Annotated in this window: 21 protein-coding genes, 1 tRNA gene and 1 pseudogene; 6 read left to right on the top strand and 17 right to left on the bottom strand. The window is 58.5% G+C overall.

The features are described from left to right. Window positions 1-26 precede the first annotated feature (26 nt). The 4 genes and pseudogenes from BVU99_RS04215 to BVU99_RS04230 form a co-directional block, all read right to left on the bottom strand. Entirely contained in the window at window positions 27-1,424 is a 1,398-nt protein-coding gene (locus BVU99_RS04215; RefSeq protein ID WP_099817454.1) for a cytochrome c, read from the bottom strand. Then, window positions 1,421-3,073 (bottom strand): annotated as a pseudogene (locus BVU99_RS04220) (GMC family oxidoreductase). Before BVU99_RS04220 ends, BVU99_RS04215 begins: the two are co-directional and overlap by 4 nt. Further along, complete coding sequence (locus BVU99_RS04225) at window positions 3,070-3,657, bottom strand: sugar dehydrogenase complex small subunit (RefSeq protein ID WP_049206132.1); 588 nt, start codon at window positions 3,655-3,657, stop codon at window positions 3,070-3,072. Before BVU99_RS04225 ends, BVU99_RS04220 begins: the two are co-directional and overlap by 4 nt. Window positions 3,658-4,033: 376 nt before the next feature. Beyond that, complete coding sequence (locus BVU99_RS04230; RefSeq protein WP_025304114.1) at window positions 4,034-4,504, bottom strand: YhcH/YjgK/YiaL family protein; 471 nt, start codon at window positions 4,502-4,504, stop codon at window positions 4,034-4,036. 573 nt (window positions 4,505-5,077) lie between these two features. Here BVU99_RS04230 and BVU99_RS04235 point away from each other — a divergent pair. Both BVU99_RS04235 and BVU99_RS04240 read left to right on the top strand, forming a co-directional pair. Further along, window positions 5,078-6,028 carry a 2-hydroxyacid dehydrogenase gene (locus BVU99_RS04235; RefSeq protein ID WP_049206133.1) on the top strand — a complete coding sequence of 317 codons (951 nt, stop codon included), beginning with the start codon at window positions 5,078-5,080 and terminating at the stop codon, window positions 6,026-6,028. An 87-nt stretch (window positions 6,029-6,115) separates the two neighbouring features. Next, window positions 6,116-7,426, top strand: a complete 1,311-nt coding sequence (locus BVU99_RS04240) for an MFS transporter (RefSeq protein WP_099817453.1) — start codon at window positions 6,116-6,118, stop codon at window positions 7,424-7,426. A gap of 202 nt (window positions 7,427-7,628) precedes the next feature. On the opposite strand, the gene BVU99_RS04245 is transcribed toward BVU99_RS04240, so the two are convergent. From BVU99_RS04245 to prfB, 3 genes are all read right to left on the bottom strand, one after another. Further along, window positions 7,629-7,702: transfer RNA gene (locus tag BVU99_RS04245), tRNA-Gly, on the bottom strand. A 147-nt stretch (window positions 7,703-7,849) separates the two neighbouring features. Further along, window positions 7,850-9,367, bottom strand: coding sequence for a lysine--tRNA ligase (lysS, locus tag BVU99_RS04250; RefSeq protein ID WP_004931697.1), 1,518 nt, complete (start codon window positions 9,365-9,367; stop codon window positions 7,850-7,852). Between the two features lie 9 nt (window positions 9,368-9,376). After that, window positions 9,377-10,475 (bottom strand): peptide chain release factor 2 gene (gene prfB / locus BVU99_RS04255; RefSeq protein ID WP_096242572.1). Its coding sequence is split into 2 segments (ribosomal slippage): window positions 9,377-10,399 and window positions 10,401-10,475, totalling 1,098 coding nucleotides; the frame shifts between segments, so codons are not numbered across the junction. A gap of 261 nt (window positions 10,476-10,736) precedes the next feature. Between prfB and BVU99_RS04260 the strand changes: the two genes are divergently transcribed. Together BVU99_RS04260 and BVU99_RS04265 are read left to right on the top strand one after the other, a co-directional pair. Further along, window positions 10,737-11,123: a type II toxin-antitoxin system RelE/ParE family toxin gene (locus BVU99_RS04260; protein WP_099817452.1), complete on the top strand. Its 387-nt coding sequence runs from the start codon at window positions 10,737-10,739 to the stop codon at window positions 11,121-11,123. Further along, complete coding sequence (locus BVU99_RS04265) at window positions 11,116-11,460, top strand: helix-turn-helix domain-containing protein (RefSeq protein ID WP_025304117.1); 345 nt, start codon at window positions 11,116-11,118, stop codon at window positions 11,458-11,460. Before BVU99_RS04260 ends, BVU99_RS04265 begins: the two co-directional genes overlap by 8 nt. Window positions 11,461-11,510: 50 nt before the next feature. Here the strand turns inward: BVU99_RS04265 and recJ are convergent, their stop codons facing one another. From recJ to xerD, 3 genes are read right to left on the bottom strand one after another with little or no spacing between them, the layout of a single operon-like run. Next, on the bottom strand, window positions 11,511-13,244 hold the full coding sequence (recJ, locus tag BVU99_RS04270) for a single-stranded-DNA-specific exonuclease RecJ (protein WP_099817451.1): 1,734 nt from the start codon (window positions 13,242-13,244) through the stop codon (window positions 11,511-11,513). Between the two features lie 6 nt (window positions 13,245-13,250). After that, window positions 13,251-13,967: a bifunctional protein-disulfide isomerase/oxidoreductase DsbC gene (gene dsbC / locus BVU99_RS04275; RefSeq protein WP_025304118.1), complete on the bottom strand. Its 717-nt coding sequence runs from the start codon at window positions 13,965-13,967 to the stop codon at window positions 13,251-13,253. 26 nt (window positions 13,968-13,993) lie between these two features. Then, window positions 13,994-14,914, bottom strand: coding sequence for a site-specific tyrosine recombinase XerD (xerD, locus tag BVU99_RS04280; protein WP_154747450.1), 921 nt, complete (start codon window positions 14,912-14,914; stop codon window positions 13,994-13,996). 85 nt (window positions 14,915-14,999) lie between these two features. On the opposite strand from xerD, the gene fldB reads away from it, so the two are divergent. Then, a complete protein-coding gene (gene fldB, locus BVU99_RS04285; protein ID WP_025304119.1) occupies window positions 15,000-15,518 on the top strand; it encodes a flavodoxin FldB in 519 nt (172 codons plus the stop codon). A gap of 37 nt (window positions 15,519-15,555) precedes the next feature. Here fldB and creD read toward each other — a convergent pair whose 3' ends face one another. From creD to sdhE, 5 genes are all read right to left on the bottom strand, one after another. Continuing rightward, window positions 15,556-16,920 (bottom strand): cell envelope integrity protein CreD, encoded by a 1,365-nt coding sequence (gene creD, locus BVU99_RS04290; protein WP_099817450.1) that lies wholly within the window; start codon window positions 16,918-16,920, stop codon window positions 15,556-15,558. Between the two features lie 80 nt (window positions 16,921-17,000). Then, window positions 17,001-18,419 (bottom strand): two-component system sensor histidine kinase CreC, encoded by a 1,419-nt coding sequence (gene creC, locus BVU99_RS04295; RefSeq protein WP_089181251.1) that lies wholly within the window; start codon window positions 18,417-18,419, stop codon window positions 17,001-17,003. Continuing rightward, window positions 18,416-19,111 carry a two-component system response regulator CreB gene (gene creB, locus BVU99_RS04300; RefSeq protein ID WP_025304122.1) on the bottom strand — a complete coding sequence of 232 codons (696 nt, stop codon included), beginning with the start codon at window positions 19,109-19,111 and terminating at the stop codon, window positions 18,416-18,418. Before creB ends, creC begins: the two co-directional genes overlap by 4 nt. After that, window positions 19,111-19,533 (bottom strand): protein YgfX, encoded by a 423-nt coding sequence (locus BVU99_RS04305; RefSeq protein WP_025304123.1) that lies wholly within the window; start codon window positions 19,531-19,533, stop codon window positions 19,111-19,113. The genes creB and BVU99_RS04305 overlap by 1 nt, the downstream gene beginning before the upstream one ends. Further along, window positions 19,514-19,780 (bottom strand): FAD assembly factor SdhE, encoded by a 267-nt coding sequence (gene sdhE, locus BVU99_RS04310; protein ID WP_004931679.1) that lies wholly within the window; start codon window positions 19,778-19,780, stop codon window positions 19,514-19,516. The genes BVU99_RS04305 and sdhE overlap by 20 nt, the downstream gene beginning before the upstream one ends. Window positions 19,781-20,100: 320 nt before the next feature. On the opposite strand from sdhE, the gene ygfZ reads away from it, so the two are divergent. Further along, complete coding sequence (gene ygfZ / locus BVU99_RS04315; RefSeq protein ID WP_099817449.1) at window positions 20,101-21,093, top strand: tRNA-modifying protein YgfZ; 993 nt, start codon at window positions 20,101-20,103, stop codon at window positions 21,091-21,093. Between the two features lie 38 nt (window positions 21,094-21,131). Here ygfZ and BVU99_RS04320 read toward each other — a convergent pair whose 3' ends face one another. After that, window positions 21,132-21,629 (bottom strand): DUF2165 domain-containing protein, encoded by a 498-nt coding sequence (locus BVU99_RS04320; RefSeq protein WP_025304125.1) that lies wholly within the window; start codon window positions 21,627-21,629, stop codon window positions 21,132-21,134. A 150-nt stretch (window positions 21,630-21,779) separates the two neighbouring features. Then, a complete protein-coding gene (locus BVU99_RS04325) occupies window positions 21,780-22,454 on the bottom strand; it encodes a hemolysin III family protein (RefSeq protein WP_033639467.1) in 675 nt (224 codons plus the stop codon). Between the last annotated feature and the right edge of the window lie 11 nt (window positions 22,455-22,465).

Consider the following 22,465-nt stretch of genomic DNA (forward strand, 5'->3'; position numbering starts at 1 on the left):
CGCCACCCACCTGACCGAACGCCCCCTTAACGTGCCTTGCGGCGGCGGAGCCAGAATAGGACCAGCAGAATAATGACGACCGCCGCGACGGCCATGCCAGGCAGAATCATCGGCTGTGCGCGCGCCAACAGCGGTTTCGGGCCCCCGGCGCGCACCTCACTCACGTCGGCCTCAGTCACGCTCAGCGTGCTGTTGCCGTATTTCTGCAGCACGAAGTTAGCGATATCGGCAACCTGCTTATCCGTCAGCTCTCCGACATAGGAACCGGCGCCAAAGCTCGGCATCAGGACGTGCTTACCGTCAACCCGGCGATCAACCCCCTGCAAAATGACGGCAATCAGGTTTGACGGATTGCTCGCGGCCGTGGTGGAGTTGTTGAACAGCGAAGGGTAGGCCTGGTTCAAACTGCCGCTGCCATCCGGCTGATGGCAACTGGCGCAGTAGCCGCTGTAGAGCGCCTCGCCGCTATTGAGCGTGTGGTTGGCGTTGGGCGAATTGATGCCGCGGAGATGGTGCTCAACGTTGTAATGCGCTTGACTAAAGCTATTGCCCTGGCGCTCATCGCCCTGTGACGGTACGGTCCTCAGGTAAGTCGCTATCGCCTGCAGCTGCCGGTCGGTCAGGTATTGGAAGCTGTGCTCAACGGCTTCAGCCATTGGCCCCGCCGCTTGCGCGCGCCCTTCCGCCCGACCGGTTTTCAGGTAGGCCACTAACTCCTGCTCGCTCCAGCCACCGATCCCTTCTTGGCGATCTGCGGTGATATTCGGCGCGTACCAAGAGCCCAACGATGCCCCCATCAGGAAGCGCGAATTGTCTTCCGCCATCAGCACATTACGCGGCGTATGACAGGTTCCGCAGTGAGCCGGGCCCTGCACCAGCGCGGCCCCTTCGTTCCACGCCTCACCTTTCGTCAGATCCGGAGTGAAGCGCCGATTGTCCAAATAAAGCCTGTTCCACACCGCCATGGAGAGGCGGATGTTGAACGGAAACGGCAGATCGGTTTGGTGCTTGGCCGGCTCATCGACCGGGGCAACGCCATGCATGAAATAGGTATACAGAGCGTGGATCTCGTCATCACTCAGACGGGTGTAGGCGGTGTAGGGCATGGCCGGATAGAGATACGCCCCATCTTTCCGGATCCCGGCGCGCAGCACGTCGGCAAACGCCGCTTCGGAATAGCCGCCGATGCCGTATTTTACCGATGGAGTAATATTGGTGGCGTAGATAGTGCCCATAGGGGAAGCGATGCCGTACCCCCCGGCAAAAGGTTTACCCTGCTGCTGCGTATTCGTATGGCAGGCCATGCAGTCCGAGGCGATAGCCAGCGCTTGCCCTTTAGCGATCAGATCGCCGTCCTGGGCATGCGCCGCAAAACCGCTTCCCAGCAGCAGCGTCGCTGCCAGCGCGTGGGTGATTTTATTCATTTGCTCTCCAGGGCTCGAAGTACGTCATTGGCCGCCTTGAGTCCAAGCGCCGCCATCGTCAACGTGGTGTTGACAACGCTGGCTGAAACCATGGCGCCTCCACCCGGGATCCAAAGGTTGTCGTGATCGTGAGCGCGGCAATTACCGTTCACCACCGAGTTCGTGGGGTCGCTGCCCATGATCGTGCCGCCCATAATGTGGTTGTTGGCATTCAGCTTGTCGTTAATCACAAACTCTTGCGCATCGAACAAGTCGCCAATCTGCCGTAGCTGGGCTTTGACCACTTCCAGCCCTTTGCGCACGTAATCGCCGACGTCGTAGTGGATGTCCGGGCAGGCCAGGCCATGCTTGTCTTTGCGAGTGGGGCTCAGGGTCAGACGGTTGTTCGGGTCCGGCAGCGGTTCCAGGCTGATGGAGAGATCCACCGAGCGGCTGGCGCGATCGCGCACTTCATCCTGCAGCGCCTTGCCGACCTTGCCCGTTTTCAGGACTTCAAGGGCGGAGGGGATCACCCGGTTGATGTTGTTGATGATGATCTTGTTGGCGGAGTGGTCGCTGCGGAACGCGCCGTCACGATACCCCACCATGCAGCTGCTCTGCGCCGGGCCGCGGCCAACCCACAGGGCCTCTCGCGCCAGGAAGGAGCAGTGCAGGCCCGAGTGATCCATCATGTTGCGTCCCACCTGATCCGAGCTGTTCGCGATGCCGTTCGGGTTCTTTTCGTTGGCCGCCAGCAGCAGCAAGCGCGGGTTCTCAATCCCATTGCAGGCCAGAACGAACGTTTTACCGATCGCCCGATGGGAGTTGTGCGCCGTGTCATACCAGTGAACGGCGGTGACGCGGTTATTGTCGTCGGTGTCAATTTTGTACACCACCGCTTCAGGGATCACCTTCGCCCCCTTGTGTTCGGCCCGTTCAACGTGGTGAATACCGTTGTACATCGCCCCGATCGGGCAAATCGGCTGGCAATTGTTATTGCCGCAGCAGGTGGGCCGTCCATTCCAGGGCCGGGTGCTGCGGCCTTGCGGAATGGGCACCGATTTAAAACCGTGAGGATTAACAATCTCAGCAATGCGTCTGTCGCCGTAGGCCCAGGGCACCATGTCCATCGGGTAAGGCCCGCTGCGTTCCGCAGGGGACTGCCACTCCGGATTATTCGGGCCGGCAACGCCTATTTCCTCTTCGGCTTTCGCGTACCACGGTTCGATATCTTCGTAAGAAATAGGCCAGTCTCTCCCCACGCCATAGAGAGATTTCATGCGAAAATCATTGGGATGGTTGCGCCAGCAAGAAGCGGCCCAGTGCCAGGTGGTTCCCCCCACCACACGCAAATAGCCCTGTTTAAAGCCAGAGCCATTGGGGCCGGTCAGTTTGATATAGTCGTTCTCCGGGAAATAGAGCGGCGCGGTGGCGTACTCCTATTGCGGGTAAAGCCCCTGAAAATCCGACCCCGCACGATTGTGCAGTGGCATATTGCGCCAGTTTTCCACAGCCTGTGCGCGCTCAATGCGCGGGCCTGCTTCAAGTACCAGCACCGAGTAGCCCTGGCTCACCAAAGCATCCGCCATCAGACCGCCCACAATACCGGAACCGACAATGACGACATCGGCCTCTGCATCGCCGGAAGCATTAATTATTGGGCTTTTCACACGCGGTCCTCATATTTTTTATCGGCTACGGCAGGCAAATCTGTTGCGGGAATGGAAGGTTGGCGGGTAACGCCCGGCGGCAGGCCGGTCCACCACAGCGGGCCAAAATTGCACCAGGTCGGCACGATCAGGGCATCCTGAACCGTGCGATACATCAGTGCCTCTTTATAGGTAATCAACTGACCCTGCTCGGCGCTTGAAGGATCTACGGTTCCGGTATACCACGCGGTCACGATGGCCTGAATAAGCTCCCTCTGCCCCTGTTCAATCGCATGTCGGTTCAAGGTTTCCGCATCGGTAGCTTGCTGGCTCAGGGTGAACAGGGCGTTGAGTTGCGAGTTCAACTGCGGAAAATGTTCGCGCAGTGCGGAAAAATAGCGGGCGGAGAGGGTGACGTCCAAATCGTCAAACTCGGTAATTTTTCTCGAAATTTGCAAAAATTGCGCGTATTCAACGGGCGAGGCGGCAATTTGTGCCCGTTCGGCATAGGTTATATTTGAATAAGGCAACAGGCTGGCGGCGACGATGACGCCCACCATTTTTCCCAGCGCCTCCCTGCGGGTAAGCACGATTTGCAACGACATTGTTAGCTCCAAAATAATTTATTTTTATATAGTTTTTTTAATATCTATCAGAACGCAGGCAAACCAAAATAAAAAATTGTGCCAATGGGGAGGAACCGCATTAAAAGATCAAGGCGTTATGAGATTGGCTACATCGACTACAGAGGTAAACTCACGGCCTTTAAGGATGTAATGTGAACCTGAAGAAAATATCCCTGTAAATAATACGGCGTAATCTCTGCCGTAAATTTATTCAACCCAACTCAATCTTTAAAAATTAGGGGCTATGGCTTTGACGGGAAAGGCGTATTCTTCGGAATCGCTGCAGACAGCGGATGAGCGAGGCTTTCCGCCGGGCAGCCTGAAGTCGCGATACCAGCCGCCGCTGAACGTCTTGCTACGTCAGCAGGGCGCAGTCGATTTTCGCCACAATTTTACGCAGAGCTGCCGGTGCCGTGCAGGTACTCATCGGGCGGTGCAACTCACCCGGGAAGATAACAGCCAGTTCACCGGGTTGCAGGTGGATGAGAGTCTCACCGGGGATCGCCGGGCTAAACCCAAGATCGTGCGCCTCGTTAAACGGCTCACTCAGGGGCAGAGGTAGCCCCAGAACCCCGGCGCCAATCACTTCTTTCCCTTCCAGGACAAGATGGATATCCAGATACTGGCGATGAAACTCTGGCTTCTGGTCGGCCAATAGTTTGGTTTCCCCTTCAACGACGTTAAAGAACATCTGTTTACCCTGCACCTGATAGTGCCCGACAGGTAAATTGTACGGCTCATTTTCAATAATACTGGCCAGCATTTTACGGATGGCCGCCGGATAGAACCTATTATTTACGGCAGTGGTTAAAGCATCAATAATCATAATATTTTCTCTGGTCAATATCGGCTCGGTATTTCACCGACAAAAACAATGGTTGGATAGTGTTATGGCAACACGCAATCTCGGCGTAATTACGGCAGAATCACTATTAGATCGTTCTACGGGCGTCACTATGAATAAACAACAAAGCAAACCGCTTTGTTTCTAATATTTACAACCTATCACCACTGTGAGTAAACTCCACCTGAAAGGCCATTCGGTATGGTGAAATAAGTCATGGCCTATCTCACGGTTTTTAGCCGTTTAAAACTGTGACAAAAGTCACTTAATTAAGTGTTACGAAACAGCGTTACTTATCCTGTGATCCACGGCAGAAAATCACTGGCTATTCACCCTTTTCACCAGAATCGACCGATTTCACACTCTCCGCCTACGGGCATAACGGGCTATCGCCCCCGATAATAATCGACAGAAGCCACGAAATTGCACACGAGATCACGCCAGCAGTAACATGCTTTTTTAACACTCTTTGGCGTGATGTAGATCGCAATAATAAGCGGTAAAAAAACGTCTGATACAGGATATCCCCTATTGTTTTCAGACAGGATCGCAACGATGCACACTGACACTCAACCTACCATTTTACTTATCGCGCCGGTGATGGATGCTTTACAGGCCGCGTTGGACGCCAGTTACCGGGTATTCCGTCTCTATGAACAATCAGATATTCCAGCCTTCCTGGCTCGCCATGGCGCAGACGTTCAGGCGGTGGTCACCCGTGGTGACGTGGGGGTAACCCGGGAGACGCTGGAGCAGCTGCCGCAGGCGGGCATGATTGCTGTTTTTGGCGTGGGAACTGACGCTATCGACCTCAACTACACCCGGGAACGCCATATCAGCGTCGGGATCACCGCCGGCGTGCTGACCGATGATGTGGCCGATCTGGCGATGGGGCTAATGCTGTCCGCCAGCCGCCGCCTCTGCCAAGGAGACCGTTTTGTACGCGAAGGCCGCTGGGAAACGACGCCGCCACCGCTGGCGACCAAAGTGAGCGGTAAGCGCATCGGTATTTTTGGCATGGGGAATATTGGCCAAGCCATCGCCCGCCGGGCGAAAGGCTTCGATATGACCATCCTGTATACTGACCGCCGGCGCAAAGACGACCTGGATTACCCGTGGTGCGCCGATCTGCACACGCTCGCAGCGCAGAGTGATTTCCTGGTGATCGCGGCATCTGGCAGTGCGGAAAACCGCGGGATTATTGATGCCAGCGTATTTAACGCCATGCCCGATCGTGCCTGGCTTATCAATATCGCCCGCGGCAGCCTGGTCGATGAGGCGGCGCTGATAAAGGCGTTACAAAATCATGTTATCGCCGGGGCCGCTCTGGATGTGTTTGAAAACGAGCCCCATGTCCCGACAGCGTTCTTTGCGCTCGAGAATGTTTTGCTTCAGCCCCACGTGGCCAGCGCTACCGTAGAAACCCGCCAGGGAATGAGCCAATCCGTTTTGGATAATCTCGCAGGTTATTTTTCCCATCAGGATATTCCTGGCTTAATTCAATAAAAATGATCGCCTGAATGGCGCACCATCATTTTTATTCAGCCTAACAAAATATCCGCTTATCGTGGCGGATATCATCGAGGCATTACTATGACCGATAAAATACCAGGAACTCGCTGGCTGCGGGTTATCGCGCCGATCCTTGTCACCTGCATTATTTCATTTATGGATCGCGTTAATATCAGCTTTGCTCTGCCGGGCGGCATGGAACAGGATTTAGGTATTACCAGCCAAATGGCTGGCGTGGCCAGTGGGATATTTTTTATTGGTTATTTATTTCTGCAAATCCCTGGCGGACGACTTGCGGTTTACGGTAGCGGGAAACGTTTTATCGCCTGGTCGCTCGTGGCCTGGGCGATTGTCTCTATCGCCACCGGCTTTGTCACCCATGAATATCAGCTGCTCGCGCTGCGTTTTATTCTCGGGATCTCCGAAGGAGGAATGTTGCCCGTCGTGCTGACCATGGTCAGCAATTGGTTCCCGGAAAAAGAACTGGGCCGGGCCAATGCCTTTGTCATGATGTTTGCCCCACTAGGGGGGATGCTGACTGCCCCAGTTTCCGGCGCGATTATTGCCACTCTCGACTGGCGCTGGCTGTTCATTATCGAAGGCTTGTTGTCGGTCGTGGTGCTGGCCATTTGGTGGCTGGTGATCAGTGACCGTCCGGAAGAGGCGCGTTGGCTGCCGGCGAAGGAACGCGACTATTTATTGACCGAACTGGCCCGGGAGCGCAAAGCGCGAGAAGGGATGGTGCCGGCGGCAAAAGCACCGTTAAAAGCGGTGTTTCGCAACAAGGGATTGATGCGCCTGGTCGTGCTGAATTTCTTTTACCAGACCGGAGACTATGGATATACGTTGTGGCTGCCCACCATCTTGAAAAACCTGACCGGTGGCAGCATGGCCAATGTTGGGGTATTGGCGATCCTGCCGTTTGTTGCCACTCTGGCGGGGATTTATGTGATTTCGATGTTCAGCGATCGCAGCGGTAAACGCCGTTTGTGGGTCAGGATCTCCCTGTACTGTTTTGCGGCGGCGCTGATAGCCTCGGTGATCCTGCATGAGCACGTGGTGGCCGCCTATATCGCGTTGGTGGTGTGCGGCTTCTTCCTTAAAGCGGCGACCAGCCCCTTCTGGTCAATTCCCGGACGCATTGCGACGGCAGAAGTGGCGGGCAGCGCACGCGGGGTGATCAACGGGCTGGGCAACCTCGGTGGGTTCTGCGGCCCCTATCTGGTAGGCGTCATGATTTATGTGTACGGACAGAACGTCGCGGTTTGCGCGCTGGCGGCATCGCTGCTGCTGGCGGGAAGTATCACCTTCCTGCTGCCGAAAGAATGCGATCGCTCCTGCGAAGAAACGGACAATCTCCTCCCCTCCGGGGCTAAACAGAAATGGAGCTAAGCGGCAATGGCGCGGTGTGGGCAGCAACGGTGGCTCACACCCGCATCAGGACTGGATGGCGCGTTGTGTTATCGCGGTAAGATGCCAGGCCAGCGGCTTGCTCGTCTCACACGTCAACCCACACCAAACGGTGATGCAATCGTTGAGAATCAGCTTTTCTGAAAACGGTTATAGCTCAATGGGGTGATGTTTACGGAGGTTTTGGAGCGGGTGAAGGGAATCGAACCCTCGTATGCAGCTTGGGAAGCTGCCGTTCTACCATTGAACTACACCCGCATCGGTGTGCGACAGGCATTATAACCGGTTATCGGCGGCGGGCAAGCGGAGATGGCGCGTAACTGTCGATGTTTTAAGCGGTTAAGTCCCGTAGACGAAAAAAAACCGGCGCAGTCGCCCGCACCGGTTGTTACACGCTAAACGCGATTATTTCTGTGGGCGCATCGCCGGGAACAGAATCACGTCGCGGATGGTGTGGCTGTTGGTGAACAGCATGACCATACGGTCGATACCGATGCCCAGACCGGCGGTCGGCGGCAGGCCGTGCTCCAGCGCGGTGACGTAGTCTTCGTCGTAGAACATCGCTTCGTCGTCGCCGGCGTCTTTGGCGTTCACCTGATCGGCGAAGCGCTGCGCCTGGTCTTCGGCGTCGTTCAGCTCGGAGAAACCGTTGCCGATTTCACGGCCGCCGATGAAGAACTCGAAGCGGTCGGTGATTTCCGGGTTCACGTCGTTGCGGCGCGCCAGCGGCGACACTTCAGCCGGGTACTCGGTGATGAAGGTTGGCTGAATCAGATGGCTTTCCGCCACTTCTTCGAAGATCTCGGTCACGACGCGGCCCAGACCCCAGCTCTTCTCAACCTTGATGCCGATGGATTCGGCGATGGCCACCGCTTTACCCATGTCGGCCAGGTCAGCCAGATCGGTTTCCGGACGGTATTTCTTGATCGCCTCGGTCATGGTCAGCTTCTCGAACGGCTTGCCGAAGTCGAACACTTCGTCGCCGTACTGCACCTGAGAGGTGCCCAGCACTTTCTCGGTCAGGGTGCGGAACAGGGTCTCGGTCAGCTCGATCAGGTCTTTGTAATCCGCGTAAGCCATGTAGAGTTCCATCATGGTGAACTCTGGGTTGTGACGCGGAGAAACGCCTTCGTTGCGGAAGTTGCGGTTGATTTCGAACACGCGTTCGAAGCCACCGACCACCAGACGCTTCAGATACAGTTCCGGCGCGATGCGCAGGTACATGTCGATATCCAGCGCATTGTGATGCGTGATGAACGGACGCGCGGACGCGCCGCCCGGGATCACCTGCATCATCGGGGTTTCGACTTCCATGAAGCCGCGTTCCACCATGAAGTTGCGGATAGCCGACATCACCTGCGAGCGCACTTTGAAGGTGTTGCGCGATTCTTCGTTGGCGATCAGGTCCAGGTAACGCTGGCGGTAACGGGTTTCCTGATCTGCCAGGCCGTGGAATTTGTCCGGCAGCGGGCGCAGCGCTTTGGTCAGCAGACGCAGCTCGGTGCAGTGGATCGACAGTTCGCCGGTCTTGGTTTTGAACAGCTTGCCGCGCGCGCCGAGGATATCGCCCAGGTCCCACTTCTTGAACTGCTCGTTGTACACGCCTTCAGCCAGATCGTCGCGCGCGACGTACAGCTGAATGCGGCCGCCCACGTCCTGCAGCGTAACGAAGGATGCCTTGCCCATAATGCGGCGGGTCATCATACGGCCGGCGACGGTCACTTCTACGCCCAGCGCTTCCAGCTCTTCGTTGTCTTTATCACCGTACGCGGCGTGCAGTTTGTCGGAGGTGGAATCGCGACGGAAGTCATTCGGGAACGCAATGCCGTTCTCACGCAGGCCGGCCAGCTTCTCGCGGCGGGACTGCAGTTCGTTATTGAGATCCAGCGCCTGATCGGCGCCCTGTACTTGTTGTTCAGACATTTCTATTCCTCATAACCCGGCTTTCAAACTTGCCTCAATGAATTTATCCAGGTCGCCATCCAGTACGGCCTGCGTGTTACGCGTTTCGACGTTGGTGCGCAAATCCTTGATGCGGGAGTCATCCAGCACGTAAGAACGGATTTGGCTGCCCCAGCCGATGTCGGACTTGTTGTCTTCCATCGTCTGCTTATCAGCATTTTTCTTTTGCATCTCAAACTCGTACAGCTTGGCTCGCAGCTGTTTAAACGCTTGATCCTTGTTCTTATGCTGAGAACGATCGTTCTGGCACTGCACCACGATGTTGGTTGGCAGGTGAGTAATACGTACGGCGGATTCGGTTTTGTTGACGTGCTGACCGCCCGCACCGGAGGCGCGGTACACGTCGATACGCAGATCCGCCGGGTTGATTTCGATATCGATATCGTCGTCCACTTCCGGGTAGATGAACACCGAGCTGAACGAGGTGTGGCGACGGCCGCCGGAATCGAACGGGCTCTTGCGCACCAGGCGATGCACGCCGGTTTCAGTGCGCAACCAGCCGAACGCGTAGTCGCCGATGATCTTGATGGTGGCCGATTTCAGGCCCGCGACGTCGCCGTCGGATTCTTCGATCACTTCGGTCTTGAAGCCCTTGGCTTCGGCCCAGCGCAGGTACATGCGCAGCAGCATGCTGGCCCAGTCTTGCGCTTCGGTGCCGCCGGAGCCGGCCTGGATATCCAGGTAGCAGTCGGCGCTGTCGTATTCGCCGGAGAACATGCGGCGGAATTCCAACTGATCCAGCTTGCTCATCAGTTGATCCAGCTCGGCGACCGCTTCGTTGAAGGTTTCTTCGTCGTCGGCTTCCACCGCCAGTTCCAGCAGCCCGCCGACGTCTTCGCCGCCCTGCTCCAGCTGATCGATGGTTTCAACGATGGCTTCCAGCGCGGCGCGCTCTTTGCCGAGCGCCTGTGCGCGCTCCGGCTCGTTCCAAACGTCCGGCTGCTCCAGCTCGGCGTTGACTTCTTCTAGGCGTTCCTTCTTGGCATCATAGTCAAAGATACCCCCTAAGAACCGCAGTCCGCTCGGACAGGTCCTGAATTCGGTTTTTTACCGGGTTAATTTCAAACATGGTTTCGTTCTTTTACGTTGATGTCGTCGATGGCGGAATGCCATTGGAACCGCTAATTCTAACGGATCCGGGCGGCAGTTTATAGCGAGTTGGTCAGTTTTTGTGGCGATCGGGCGACAAAGCGGGTGGCAGGAAGAGCAGGAATTTCACCAGCGTTTTATTACCGGTGCCCCTCACGCCGCTAAGCTGTTCAAGTATTGAGCAATGTGGTCATTGAGACTATAGTCGCTATGATGACTCACAGGGACAGGCGGTGCCAAAATGGACATTTTCGTCACGGATGATTTCGACAAATTGATGAAGAAAAATCGCATCGTCGATCAAAAGATTTGCACCGCGGCTCACGAACTCGCACACGGTAACCATGACGGCGATCTGGGCGGCGGCGTCTACAAGAAACGTATTTCGCTCAATCGGGGTAAACGGGGTGGTGCTCGATCCATCGTGGCGTTTAAACGCGGTCGTCATCAGTATTTTATTGATGGATGGCTGAAAAACACCGTAAAACAGAACGGTGCAAAAGAAATCAACGATGATGAATTGGCAACCTATCGCGAGCTCGCCAGAGATTTTCTTGCCATGCCGCCGGAAATTATCAAACGAGCCATCGATAGCGGCTACTTGCGAGAGGTGAAATGCGATGACTGATAATCGCCTGCTCAGACTGCAAAAAATGGCACAGCGTTTTAATGAGATCGGTGCGGTGTCAGACGATACCGTACGCAACATCGCCACACGAGTACAGGCGCAGGAACAACATGCCCAGCGTGAGCAGCATGATCAAATGGACGGCGCACGCATCAAAATGCTGCGCAGACGGCTCGGCTTGAGCCAGGCCGATTTAGCGGCCGTGGTCAACATGTCGACCACCAGCGTACAAAAATGGGAACGTAACGCGGTAAAACCCCAGGGAGCCGCACTCAGAATGCTGGAAATTATCGAACAGAAAGGGGTCGCCAGCCTGATCATCTCACCACGAAACTGATGAGCGTTCGTGCACCAGTCACTGACCGATGCACGAACGTCAATTCCGCCTCAGCGCGGCCAAAGATGCTGGATCAGCAGCTGCACGTTGCGGTTGCCGCGAAACTCGTTGACGTCGAGCTTGTAGGCCAGTTCCACCTCGCGCACGCTGCTGTCAGGCCACAGCGTGGTGTCCACGTTGAACGCGATGCCGTCGAGCAACGGGCCGCCGCCGAGCGGCTCCACCATCAGCTTCAGGTGTTTCTCGCCCACCAGCCGCTGCTGCAGGATGCGGAACTTGCCGTCGAAGGTCGGTTCCGGGAACGCCTGGCCCCACGGGCCGCCCTCGCGCAGCAGCTCCGCCGTTGTCAGCGACAGCTCCTGCATCGCCAGTTCGCCGTCGGACCAGATCACCCCTTCCAGCATCGCCGGATCGAGCCATTCACCCACCAACTCGCCGAAACGCTGGCGGAACTCGTCGAATTTGGCCTCTTCCAGCGACAATCCGGCCGCCATCGCGTGGCCGCCGAACTTCATCATCAGCCCGGGGTTCAGCATATCCAGCCGCTCCAGCGCATCGCGCATGTGCAGGCCGGGCACCGAACGGCCGGAGCCTTTCAGTATGCCGTCGCCCGCCGGCGCGAACGCGATCACCGGGCGGTGGAAACGCTCTTTGATGCGCGAAGCGAGGATGCCCACCACGCCCTGGTGCCATTCCGGGTGATACATCGCCAGCCCGTAAGGCAGCTCGGTGCTGGTGCGCTCCAGCTGATCGCACAGCTGCAGGGCTTCCACCTGCATGCCTTGCTCTATCTCGCGTCGCGTCTGGTTCAGCGCATCGAGATCGTTGGCCAGCATACGCGCCTGCGCAATGTCGTCGCTCAGCAGCAGCGCCACGCCGATAGACATGTCGTCCAGCCGGCCGGCGGCATTGAGGCGTGGACCGAGAGCGAAACCGAGATCGTTGGCCGCCAGTTGGCGGGCATCGCGATTAGCCACTTCAAGCAGCGCGCGGATGCCCGGTCGGCATTTGCCGGCGCGGATGCGGTTTAACCCCTGATACACCAGAATACGGTTGTTGGCATCCAGCGGCACCACGTCGGCCACGGTGCCGAGCGCCACCAGGTCCAGCAGCTCCGCCAGATTGGGCATCGCCAGCGCGCGCTGCTCGAACCAGCCGCTGTCCCGCAGGCGGGCGCGCAGCGCCAGCATCAGGTAGAACGCGACACCAACCCCCGCCAGCGATTTGGACGGGAAGGCGCAGCCGCGCAGGTTGGGGTTAACGATCGCTTCGGCCGCCGGCAGGGTCTCGCCCGGCAGGTGATGATCGGTCACTAGCACCTGCATACCCTTGGCGTGCGCCACGTCGACGCCGGCGTGGGAGGAGATGCCGTTATCGACGGTGACAATGAGTTCTGCGCCGCGCGCCGCCGCCTGCTCCACCACTTCGGGGCTCAGGCCATAACCGTCTTCGAAACGGTTAGGCACCAGATAATCGACGGCTGCGCCGCCCATGCTGCGCAGCGCCAGCACCGTCAGCGCGGTGCTGGTGGCGCCGTCGGCGTCGAAATCGCCCACCACCATGATGCGGCGGCCGTCGGCCAGCGCCTGTTGCAGCAGGCCGACGGCGTCGACGATGCCGTCCAGCTGTTGCCAGGGCAGCATGCCCTTGACGCCTCGTTCCAGCTCTTGCTCAGCCTGCACGCCGCGCAGGGCGTAAAGCCGACGCAGCAGCGGCGGCAAACTGGCGGGCAGATGCGTGTCGTCCGCCGCCGGGCGGCGGCGTAGTTGCGTTTTGATACTCACCGGCGATTAACCACCGGCTTTGGTGGCGGCCTGGTGCGCATCCAGCATGGCGGCCATCTCTTTCGGCCCCTGATAGCCCGGGATCATCATGCCGTTTTCCAGGATGATGGCCGGCGTGCCCTGAATGCCGAACTGCACGCCCAGCTCGTAATGCTTGCTGATGTCGGTTTTGCAGGTCGCCGGAGAAACGGCATCGCCCTTCATGGCGGCGTCGAACGCCTTGGCCTTGTCGGCGGTGCACCAGATCGACTGCATGTCTTTTTCAGCCTGGGAAGCCAACCCCTGGCGCGGGAATGCCAGGTAACGCACGGTAATGCCCAGATCGTTGTACTCTTTCATCTGCTGATGCAGTTTGTGGCAGTAACCGCAGGTGATATCGGTGAACACGGTGATCACGTGTTTCTCTTTCGGCGCTTTGTAAACGATCATCTGATCTTTCAGCGCGTCCATCTTGGTGCCCAGCAGTTGGTTGGTCACGTTGACCGGCTCTTTGCCGCTGACGTCAAACAGCGGGCCCTGCAGGATGTGCTTGCCGTCTTCGGAGGCGTATAGCACGCCGCTGTCGGTCAGCACGGTTTTCAGGCCGTTGACCGGTGAAGGCTGCACGTCCGCCTGCTGGATACCCAGGCTGGCGAGCGCTTTTTTGATCGCCGCGTCATCGGCATGGGCGGCGCCGGCCACCGAAGCCACCAGCAGAGAGAGCAGCATTAAACCTTTTTTCATTGTTCCAATCCTTTCGAACCCGCCGCTCAGGCGCGCGGGTGATGCTGTTGATGTAGCTGTTTCAGTCGTTCGGTCGCTACATGTGTATAAATTTGCGTGGTCGAGAGATCGCTGTGCCCTAACAACATCTGTACGACACGGAGATCGGCCCCATGGTTCAGCAAATGGGTGGCGAACGCGTGCCGCAACACGTGCGGCGACAGACGCTCGCTGTCGATGCCCGCAAGGATGGCATAGTGTTTGATGCGATGCCAGAACGTCTGTCGGGTCATTTGCTGGCAGCGGGTGCTGGGGAACAGCACATCCAGCGTCTGGCCATTGACCAGCCATGGGCGGCCGTGCTCCAGGTAATTTTCGATCCAGTAGACCGCCTCTTCGCCCAGCGGCACCAGCCGCTCCTTGTTGCCCTTGCCGATCACCCGCACCACGCCCTGGCGCAGGCTGACGTCGCTGATGCTCAACCCCACCAGCTCGGAAACCCGCAGCCCGGTGGCGTACAACACTTCGAGCATCGCCTTGTCGCGCAGCTCCAGCGGTTGATCGACGCAGGGCGCCTGCAACAGCGCATCGACCTGCGCCTCGCTCAGATCCTTCGGCAAACGCTGCGGCAACTTGGGAGACGCCAGTTGCGCGGTGGGATCGTCGGCGCGCAGCTTCTCGCGGTACAGATATTGAAACAGGCGCCTCATGGCGCTCAACAAACGCGCGGAGCTGGTGGCCTTGTAGCCGCCGTCCACCCGCTCGGCGAGAAACGCCTGCAAATCCAACGCCTGCGCCTGCAGCAAGGTGGTATTTTGCTGGCCAAGCCAGGCGCCCAGGGCCTGCAAATCCAGCCGGTAGGAGGCCAGCGTATTTTCCGCCAGATTGCGCTCAAGCCACAGCGCATCCAGGAATTGTTCAATCAGCGCATTGTCTTGCTGTTGCACGCGGTCCTCTCTTTGTTGCATTTCCACCCGCGCCATTATGCCTTAAGCCGACGCAAATCAGGTATACTCGCTGCAATTCTCTAAACAGCAACGTAACGGTTTACACATGAAGATTGGTCTGTTTTACGGCTCCAGCACCTGCTACACCGAGATGGCGGCAGAAAAAATCCGTGAGATTCTGGGTGAAGACCTGGTCGACCTGCACAACCTGAAAGACGTCTCGCCCAAGCTGATGGAGGACTATTCCATTCTGATCCTCGGCATCCCGACCTGGGATTTCGGCGAACTGCAGGAAGACTGGGAAGCGATCTGGCCGCAGTTGCCAGAGCTGGATCTGAAAGGCAAGATCGTCGCCATGTACGGCATGGGCGATCAGCTCGGTTACGGTGAGTGGTTCCTTGACGCGCTGGGCATGTTGCACGATCACATCGCGCCGCTGGGCGTGCAGTTCATCGGCTTCTGGCCAACTGAGGGCTTCGAGTTCACCAGCCCCAAACCGCTGAGCGCCGACGGCAAACACTTCGTCGGCCTGGCGCTCGATGAGGTCAACCAATACGATCTGAGCGAAGAGCGCCTGCAGCAATGGTGCGAACAGATCCTGCTGGAGATGGAGCCGCTGTTGTAGCCGCTATCGGGCGCTGAGCGCGCCCGATTCCCCTCGCTTATTTCCACAGCCGGAAGCGTGGCTCATCTTCCCCGACCGGTGTTTCCTTGGTCAAACGCGCCGGATCGGCCACCTGATACCAGTCCAGTTTGCGCGTCAACAGCATAATGCCCGCCAGAATGGCGAACAGCAGCCCGGCTCCCAGCACCAACGCATTGTCCTCCGACTGCAACAGCAAATAGAGCACGCCGTACAACAACAATAGGCTCGCGGCGAACAGCGCACCGCGCAGCTTGCCGCGCAGTACGGCGCTCAGATAGAAACCGATCAGCCCGCTGCAGGCGATGCTGGCCGCCAGATAAGCGAGAGCGAATCCCAGGTGTTCGGAGAAGGCCAGCAAAATCAGGTAGAACAACACCAGCGCCGCGCCGACCAGCAGGTACTGAATCGGGTGCACCCGCAGCCCGGTCAGGGTTTCGAACAGGAAAAACGCCATAAACGTCAGCCCGATAAACAGCAGCGCGTATTTGACCGCGCGCTCGGTCAGCTGATAGTGATCGACCGGTTCGACCAGGCTGGCGCTGAAGGCCGGCAGCTTGTCCTCGTCGATAATGGCATCGTCGTAATGGAACGCACTGTTGATGTTGTTGGCAAACCAGGTGCTGCGCCAGCGAGCGCTAAACCCTTGCTCCGTCACCTTGCGTTCGTCCGGCAGGAAGTTGCCGAGGAAATTCGGGTGCGGCCAGTTGCTTTGCAGCTGCAGCTCGCTGCTGCGCCCCAGCGGCACCAGCGACAGGCTACTGGTGCCCGCCAACGTCAGGGTGAAGTCGGCGTTCAGCCCCTCTTTTTGTTGCAGCATCGCCAGCGTCAGCGGGGCGTGGATCCCCTGGCGCAACGATCCCACGCCGGTGCCCGGTTCAAACGCCACCGGCTGCGGCATTGCCAGCGGGGAAATGCGCTTGATGCCGCGAGAGTCGCTCAGCGCCACCAGCAGGAACGGCTGGCCGACGGTCACGTTGGCGCGTTGCAAATCCGTCAGCTCCGGCTGGCCGAAACGCACCTTGAAGTTCAGCGGCCCCTGGTAAACCTGCGTCTGATAAATGCCCAACTTGCGCACCTCCACATTCGGCGCGCCCTGTACCTGAAGCGACTCCGGCAGCAAATAGCGGTAATGCTGCACCCGCTGCACTACCGTTTGTCCTTTCTCGTCTTTCTTCTCTTCGCGTTCGACATAGGGAATGACAATCAACGGACCGAGCACGCGCTGCGCCCCGCTGGTGCTTTCGCTCACCTGCCCGACCACGCTTTGCCGATAGCCGCTGCGTTCGTCGATCACGCTCATCAGCTGGGCGATGGGGATCAACATCACCACCATCAATCCCAGCAGCGTGGTTATTTTCCAGAAAAGTACCGATTTCATCATGCTCGCTCCTCGTAGGTAATAAGGCCACGATAAAACCCGCAGGTGAAATCAGAATGTGGTTATGTGAAGGGAAGGTGAAGTCACAGCGATAACATGAAAGTCGCTTCCACCCCGTGCGGCCGGCGGTTGCGCAGGTGAATGCCGCCATGATGCAGACGGGCGACTTCCTGCACGAAGTTCAGGCCCAGCCCGCTGCTTTTCGGCCGTTCGGCGCGCGGCAGCGAATAAAAACGTTCGAACACTTTATCGAGGGCGTAGTCAGGAATGCCGCTGCCGTCGTCACAGACGCTGATGCAGTAATGCTGTTCCCGCCGTTCGCCTCGCACGCTGACGCACCCGCCCGACGGGGTAAAGTCGATCGCGTTGTCCAGCAGGTTGGTCAACGCCTGGCTGATCAGCAACGCATCGCCGTTCAGCGTCACCTCCGCCAACGCCTCCAGTTGCAATCTGACGCCGCGCTGCATCGCCTGCGCCTCTTTGCCCGCCATCGTCTGGCTGACCAGCGCCGCGATCGCGATGGGCGCGGTCTCCATGTCTGGCCGGCTCTCCAGCCGCGCCTGCACCAGCAGTTTGTCCACCAGCTGCTGGATGCGTGCGCTTTGCTGCTCGATGTTGGTGAGAAAACGCCGGGCGGTATCCGGCGGTGGCAGCTCCTGCAACAGCTCCGCCGCGCCCCTGATCGCCGCCAGTGGGCTTTTCAGCTCATGCGTCAGGGTATGTGCATACTGTTCGATATAAGCTTTACCTTCCAGCTTCAGTCGCATGCTCTCCAACGCCTGCGCCAGCTGCGTCAATTCCCGCCCGCCCACTTTGGGCAGCGGCGCGCTTTCCCCTTGCGCCACCCCGTCGGCATAACGCACCAGCCGGCCTATCGAACGGTTGATCCACCAGACGAATACCACGCCGATCAGCAACGCAATCCCCAGCAGCAACGCGCCGGCCCATAGAATGCGCCGTTCGCTGCGTTTGATCACCGGCGCCATGGTGCTGTTGGGTTTGCCCACGGTGAGCACGCCGATAATACGCCCTTGTTCTATCACCGGCGCGGCCACATACATCACCGAACTGTTTTCATCTTCTGGATCGCTACGGGTGCTGCGGGCGCCGTACTGGCCGCGCAGCGTCCGATAAACGTCATTCCAGCGCGAGTAGTCTTGCCCCTGCGCGCGGCCGGCAGAATCGAAAATGACCCGGCCCTGGGCATCGGTAAGATAGACGTGGTATTCACTGCGATCCTTGCGGATGCCGGAGATATTGGCGCCGATCGGCCGCTGGTTCAGCTGCGTGAACGCCTGCGCCAGTTGGCCATGCGCCGCATCGCCGCGCTGCATGTCCTGACGGGCGATTTGCGCCAACAGGTTGGCGGTGTCCACCAGCGTGCCTTCGGTAGCGCGCCGCACGCCGGGCTTCACTTCCTGGACGAAAATGCTCAGCACGAAGTACCCGGCCACCGCCACGATCAGAAAATATCCCAGCAGCAGGCGCAGGCCAATTTTCATGGCTGGCGGCTCACGCTGTAGCCCAATCCGCGGTGGGTGTGGATGGGCGGCTCACCGGGCTCAACCGCACGCAGCTTGGCGCGCAGCGTCTTGATGTGGGTATCGACGGTGCGATCCAGGCTTTCTTCCGCCTGCGCCCAAACGCTTTCCATCAGTTGCTGCCGCGAGAACACCCGTCCAGGCGCCAACAACAGCGTCTTCAGCAGCAAGTATTCGTAACGGGTCAGCGGCAGCGGCCGCTGATGGTAGGAGATGGTGGCCGCGTCTTCGTCAAGCGTGAAAGCGCCGAAATGGTAGCGCGCGCTCTGTTGCAGGCGCTGCTGCTTATGCAGGCGGCGCAAAATGGTGCGCACCCGGGCGCTGACCTCGCGAGGGGAGAACGGCTTGGCGACATAGTCGTCGGCGCCGATCTCCAGCCCGATCAGGCGATCCACTTCATCACTGCGGGCGGTAAGAAACAGAATCGGCAGGTCAGCCGCCTGAGCCAGCAGGCGGCGACACAATTCAAAACCGTTGATATCCGGCAAACCGACATCGAGGATAGCGAGCGCGGGCGCGCCTTGCGCCAGCGCCTGCAACGCCGGTTCCGCACGTTCGAACCAGCGTACTTCGAAGCCTTCGCTCTCCAGCGTGTAAACCAGCGTATCGGCAATGCTGGGTTCATCCTCCACCAACCAGAGCACGGGTTTCATCAGGGTTCCTCGCCGTTACCCGCCGGCGGATACAGCAACAGCTGCCGCAGGTGGCGCCACTCCTCTTTGCTCATGCAGTCGGAAGCCAGCCACAGCCGGCGGCGCTTTTTGCCTTCCATCGGCTGCAGCGTCAGCAGCAGGCCGTAGCCCGGCATCCAGGGCTTTTTCGCCAGCCGCCATTCTCGGCCGTGCCAGCTGAAACGCCGGTCCGCCAGCAGCCGCAGCTCGCCCTGCACTGCGGCGATGCGCTTCTGGCTACGAATGCACTGAAACACCACCAGCGTCAGCAGCACCAGCCAAAGCGGGCCATAACCTTCCGGCCAGGGCGAAATCAGGATCAGCAAGATCAGAACGCCATGAGTCAACAGGGAAAAAAGCTGGGTGCGCCAGGAAATGCGGATATCACATCGCCACTGGGCCACGGTCTTTATTTCGCGTTTGGATCAGGGTCACCATTCTCTGCAGCTCGCCGTCCTGCGGCGCGCCATGATTCATCAGCCAGTTGAACAGATCGGGATCGTCACACTCCAGCAGGCGGATAAACAGCGCCTTGTCCGCGTCATTCAGGCTGTCGTATTCGTATTCGAAGAACGGCATGATGGAGATGTCCAGCTCGCGCATGCCACGACGGCAAGCCCAGTGAATACGTGCTTTGTTGTTAATATCCATGTTGTTATGACTCACCTCTTTTCAGCGCGGCAGCGCCAGCGCAGGGTTCAAATGACACACTGTATGGCAACGCCGTCGCAATATAATTCCATCAGCCGGGGATCTGTCTGCAAGGGTGCCCTGGCCGCAAGCCTATAGAGTAACAATTTGACATACACGCCGGGAAGGCGCTTTGCTGCGGAAAACGTAATAAAGCGCAAAATGCCAAAAAAAGCGCCCCCCGGTCCCACGGCGCGAATAACAGTTTGCAAAGCCCGCCGCCTCTTTTACCATGGGTTCAATACCCTTCAGGTAAGCTAAACGTTGAGCAGGAACTTACTATGGCGCATAACATTCCATTCCCACCCCGTCAGCCCTCCGCTTCCACCCATCTCCCCCTGACGCTGATCTCGCTGGAAGATTGGGCGCTGGTGACGTTGAACGGGCCGGACACAGTGAAATATCTTCAGGGCCAGGTGACGGCGGACATCGACGCGCTGGCGGCCGATCAGCACGTGCTGTGCGCCCACTGTGACGCCAAGGGCAAAATGTGGAGCAACCTGCGTCTGTTCCACCGTGGCGAAGGCTTCGCCTATCTGGAACGCCGCAGCGTGCTGGACAGCCAGCTGGCTGAAATCAAAAAATACGCGGTGTTCTCCAAAGTCACTATCGCCGCCGATAATGACGCGGTGTTGCTGGGCGTCGCCGGTTTCCAGGCGCGCGCCGCGCTGTCGGGCCTGTTCGCCACGTTGCCGGACGCCGAGCACCCGGTGGTGCAGGACGGCGAGACCACGATTCTGCACTTCGCTACGCCGGCGGAACGTTTTCTGCTGGTGACCCGCCCCGCCGTGGCCGAACAGCTGATCGGCAAGCTGCATGACCAGGCAGAGCTGAATGACAGCAGCCAATGGCTGGCGCTGGAGATCGAAGCCGGTTATCCGGTTATCGACGCTGCCAACAGCGCACAGCTGATCCCGCAGGCTACCAACCTGCAGGCGCTGGAAGGCATCAGCTTCAGCAAGGGCTGCTATACCGGTCAGGAGATGGTGGCGCGCGCCAAATTCCGCGGTGCCAACAAGCGGGCGCTCTACTGGCTGGAAGGTAAAGCGGCCCGCGCCCCGCAGGCGGCGGAAGATCTGGAGCTCCAACTGGGTGAAAACTGGCGCCGCACCGGCACCGTATTGGCGTCGAGCCAACTGGCCGACGGCACGCTGTGGGTACAGGTGGTGATGAACAACGATTTGGATGCCGACAGCCAGTTGCGGGTGCGCGACGATGCCGCCAGTCAACTGGCGATCAAACCGTTGCCCTACTCGCTGGCCGAAGAGAAATAATCCGTCGGCCGCAGGCGCCCTGCCTGCGGCCATCTTCATTACTCGTCCAATTCCCCGTCGCGCTGCACCAGATAAATCAGCACCAGAATGATGGTGACGAAGAAGCGAAACGCATCCGGCACGCCGTTCCACTGCTTCGACATCCACATGCCAAACCACTCGCCCCCAATCGACATAAAGCCGACCTGCCAGGTGAGAAAACCCAGCGTCAGCCCCACTACCGCCAGCTTTTTCCGACCGTTAAAGGCGTGCGCAGGCAGTTTCAGGCCGCCCAACAAACGCAGGCCGCCAATCCAGCACAGCAGCGCGGTCAGGCTTTCCAGCGCGATGATGAAAATATAACCGGCGTGATGCAGCCACGGCGTCTGTATCGAGCGGTATCCGATGGTGGCGTCGGGGAAAATCGTGTCCATCATAAAGACGTGGCGCACGAAGGCGAAGTTGGAACCGTAGTCGGTGATGTTGCCGAAGGCGACCAGCGAAGCGAACAAGGCGATAGCGCAGACCAGCAGCGCTTTGGATAAGCGAACGATCATCTTGGTGAGTCCTGAACAGAGGTTAAAGAAACGGTATGCGGGCTCAGAAATGAAGGAACGGGCTTGCTGGATACCCGAAAGAAGCAAGCGCCTCTTTTTTAAAACAAAAGAGGCGCCAGTTCAATACGTATTCATACGTAGCGGGAACGCTTAGACGTAGAGGTAGATCGCCATGAAATGGCAGGCGCTGCCGCCGAGCACGAAGGCGTGCCAGATGGCGTGGCCAAAGCGAATGCGCTTGGAGGCGTAGAAAATCACGCCCAGGGTATAGACCACCCCGCCGATCGCCAGCAGCGTGACGCCGCCGGCCTCCAGCCGCGTAACCAACTGATAAATTACGATCAGCGACAGCCAGCCCATCGTCAGGTAGGTCACCAGCGACAGGGCTTCAAAACGGTGGGCGAAGGCCAGCTTGAACAGCACGCCGAGCAGCGCCAATCCCCAGATTACCGCCATCAGGCCCTTCGCCAGCGGCGAATCCAGCCCCACGAGTAAAAACGGGGTATAAGTGCCGGCAATCAGGAGATAAATGGCACAGTGGTCAAATTTTTTCAGCCAATGCTTGGCCTTCTGATGCGGGATCGCATGGTAGAGCGTGGAAGCGAGAAACAGCAGGATCATGCTGCCGCCGTACAGGCTGTAACTGGTGATGGCCGTCGCATCGGCGCCGGTATTCACCGCCTGCACCAACAGCAATACCAGGCCGACGATGCCGAACACCAGCCCGATGCCGTGGCTGATGCTGTTGGCGATCTCTTCCGCCCACGGATAAGCCGCGGCGACAATCTTATTGCTCCCGGCTTTCACTACGTCCGTTTTCCCCATAACGCGCAACC

Source organism: Serratia sp. OLAL2 (genome assembly GCF_002752475.1).
GTDB classification, from domain to species: Bacteria; Pseudomonadota; Gammaproteobacteria; order Enterobacterales; family Enterobacteriaceae; genus Serratia; species Serratia bockelmannii.

Excerpts from the sequence above, each read along its gene's own strand:
- ygfZ (WP_099817449.1), top strand. The coding sequence starts at position 20,101 with ATGGCGCATAACATTCCATTCCCACCCCGTCAGCCCTCCGCTTCCACC.
- sdhE (WP_004931679.1), bottom strand. The coding sequence starts at position 19,780 with ATGGATATTAACAACAAAGCACGTATTCACTGGGCTTGCCGTCGTGGC.
- BVU99_RS04225 (WP_049206132.1), bottom strand. The coding sequence starts at position 3,657 with ATGTCGTTGCAAATCGTGCTTACCCGCAGGGAGGCGCTGGGAAAAATG.
- BVU99_RS04240 (WP_099817453.1), top strand. The coding sequence starts at position 6,116 with ATGACCGATAAAATACCAGGAACTCGCTGGCTGCGGGTTATCGCGCCG.
- BVU99_RS04320 (WP_025304125.1), bottom strand. The coding sequence starts at position 21,629 with ATGATCGTTCGCTTATCCAAAGCGCTGCTGGTCTGCGCTATCGCCTTG.
- BVU99_RS04235 (WP_049206133.1), top strand. The coding sequence starts at position 5,078 with ATGCACACTGACACTCAACCTACCATTTTACTTATCGCGCCGGTGATG.
- creB (WP_025304122.1), bottom strand. The coding sequence starts at position 19,111 with ATGAAACCCGTGCTCTGGTTGGTGGAGGATGAACCCAGCATTGCCGAT.
- BVU99_RS04325 (WP_033639467.1), bottom strand. The coding sequence starts at position 22,454 with ATGGGGAAAACGGACGTAGTGAAAGCCGGGAGCAATAAGATTGTCGCC.
- xerD (WP_154747450.1), bottom strand. The coding sequence starts at position 14,914 with ATGCAACAAAGAGAGGACCGCGTGCAACAGCAAGACAATGCGCTGATT.
- dsbC (WP_025304118.1), bottom strand. The coding sequence starts at position 13,967 with ATGAAAAAAGGTTTAATGCTGCTCTCTCTGCTGGTGGCTTCGGTGGCC.
- lysS (WP_004931697.1), bottom strand. The coding sequence starts at position 9,367 with ATGTCTGAACAACAAGTACAGGGCGCCGATCAGGCGCTGGATCTCAAT.
- BVU99_RS04265 (WP_025304117.1), top strand. The coding sequence starts at position 11,116 with ATGACTGATAATCGCCTGCTCAGACTGCAAAAAATGGCACAGCGTTTT.
- creD (WP_099817450.1), bottom strand. The coding sequence starts at position 16,920 with ATGATGAAATCGGTACTTTTCTGGAAAATAACCACGCTGCTGGGATTG.
- BVU99_RS04260 (WP_099817452.1), top strand. The coding sequence starts at position 10,737 with ATGGACATTTTCGTCACGGATGATTTCGACAAATTGATGAAGAAAAAT.
- fldB (WP_025304119.1), top strand. The coding sequence starts at position 15,000 with ATGAAGATTGGTCTGTTTTACGGCTCCAGCACCTGCTACACCGAGATG.
- BVU99_RS04215 (WP_099817454.1), bottom strand. The coding sequence starts at position 1,424 with ATGAATAAAATCACCCACGCGCTGGCAGCGACGCTGCTGCTGGGAAGC.
- creC (WP_089181251.1), bottom strand. The coding sequence starts at position 18,419 with ATGAAAATTGGCCTGCGCCTGCTGCTGGGATATTTTCTGATCGTGGCG.
- BVU99_RS04230 (WP_025304114.1), bottom strand. The coding sequence starts at position 4,504 with ATGATTATTGATGCTTTAACCACTGCCGTAAATAATAGGTTCTATCCG.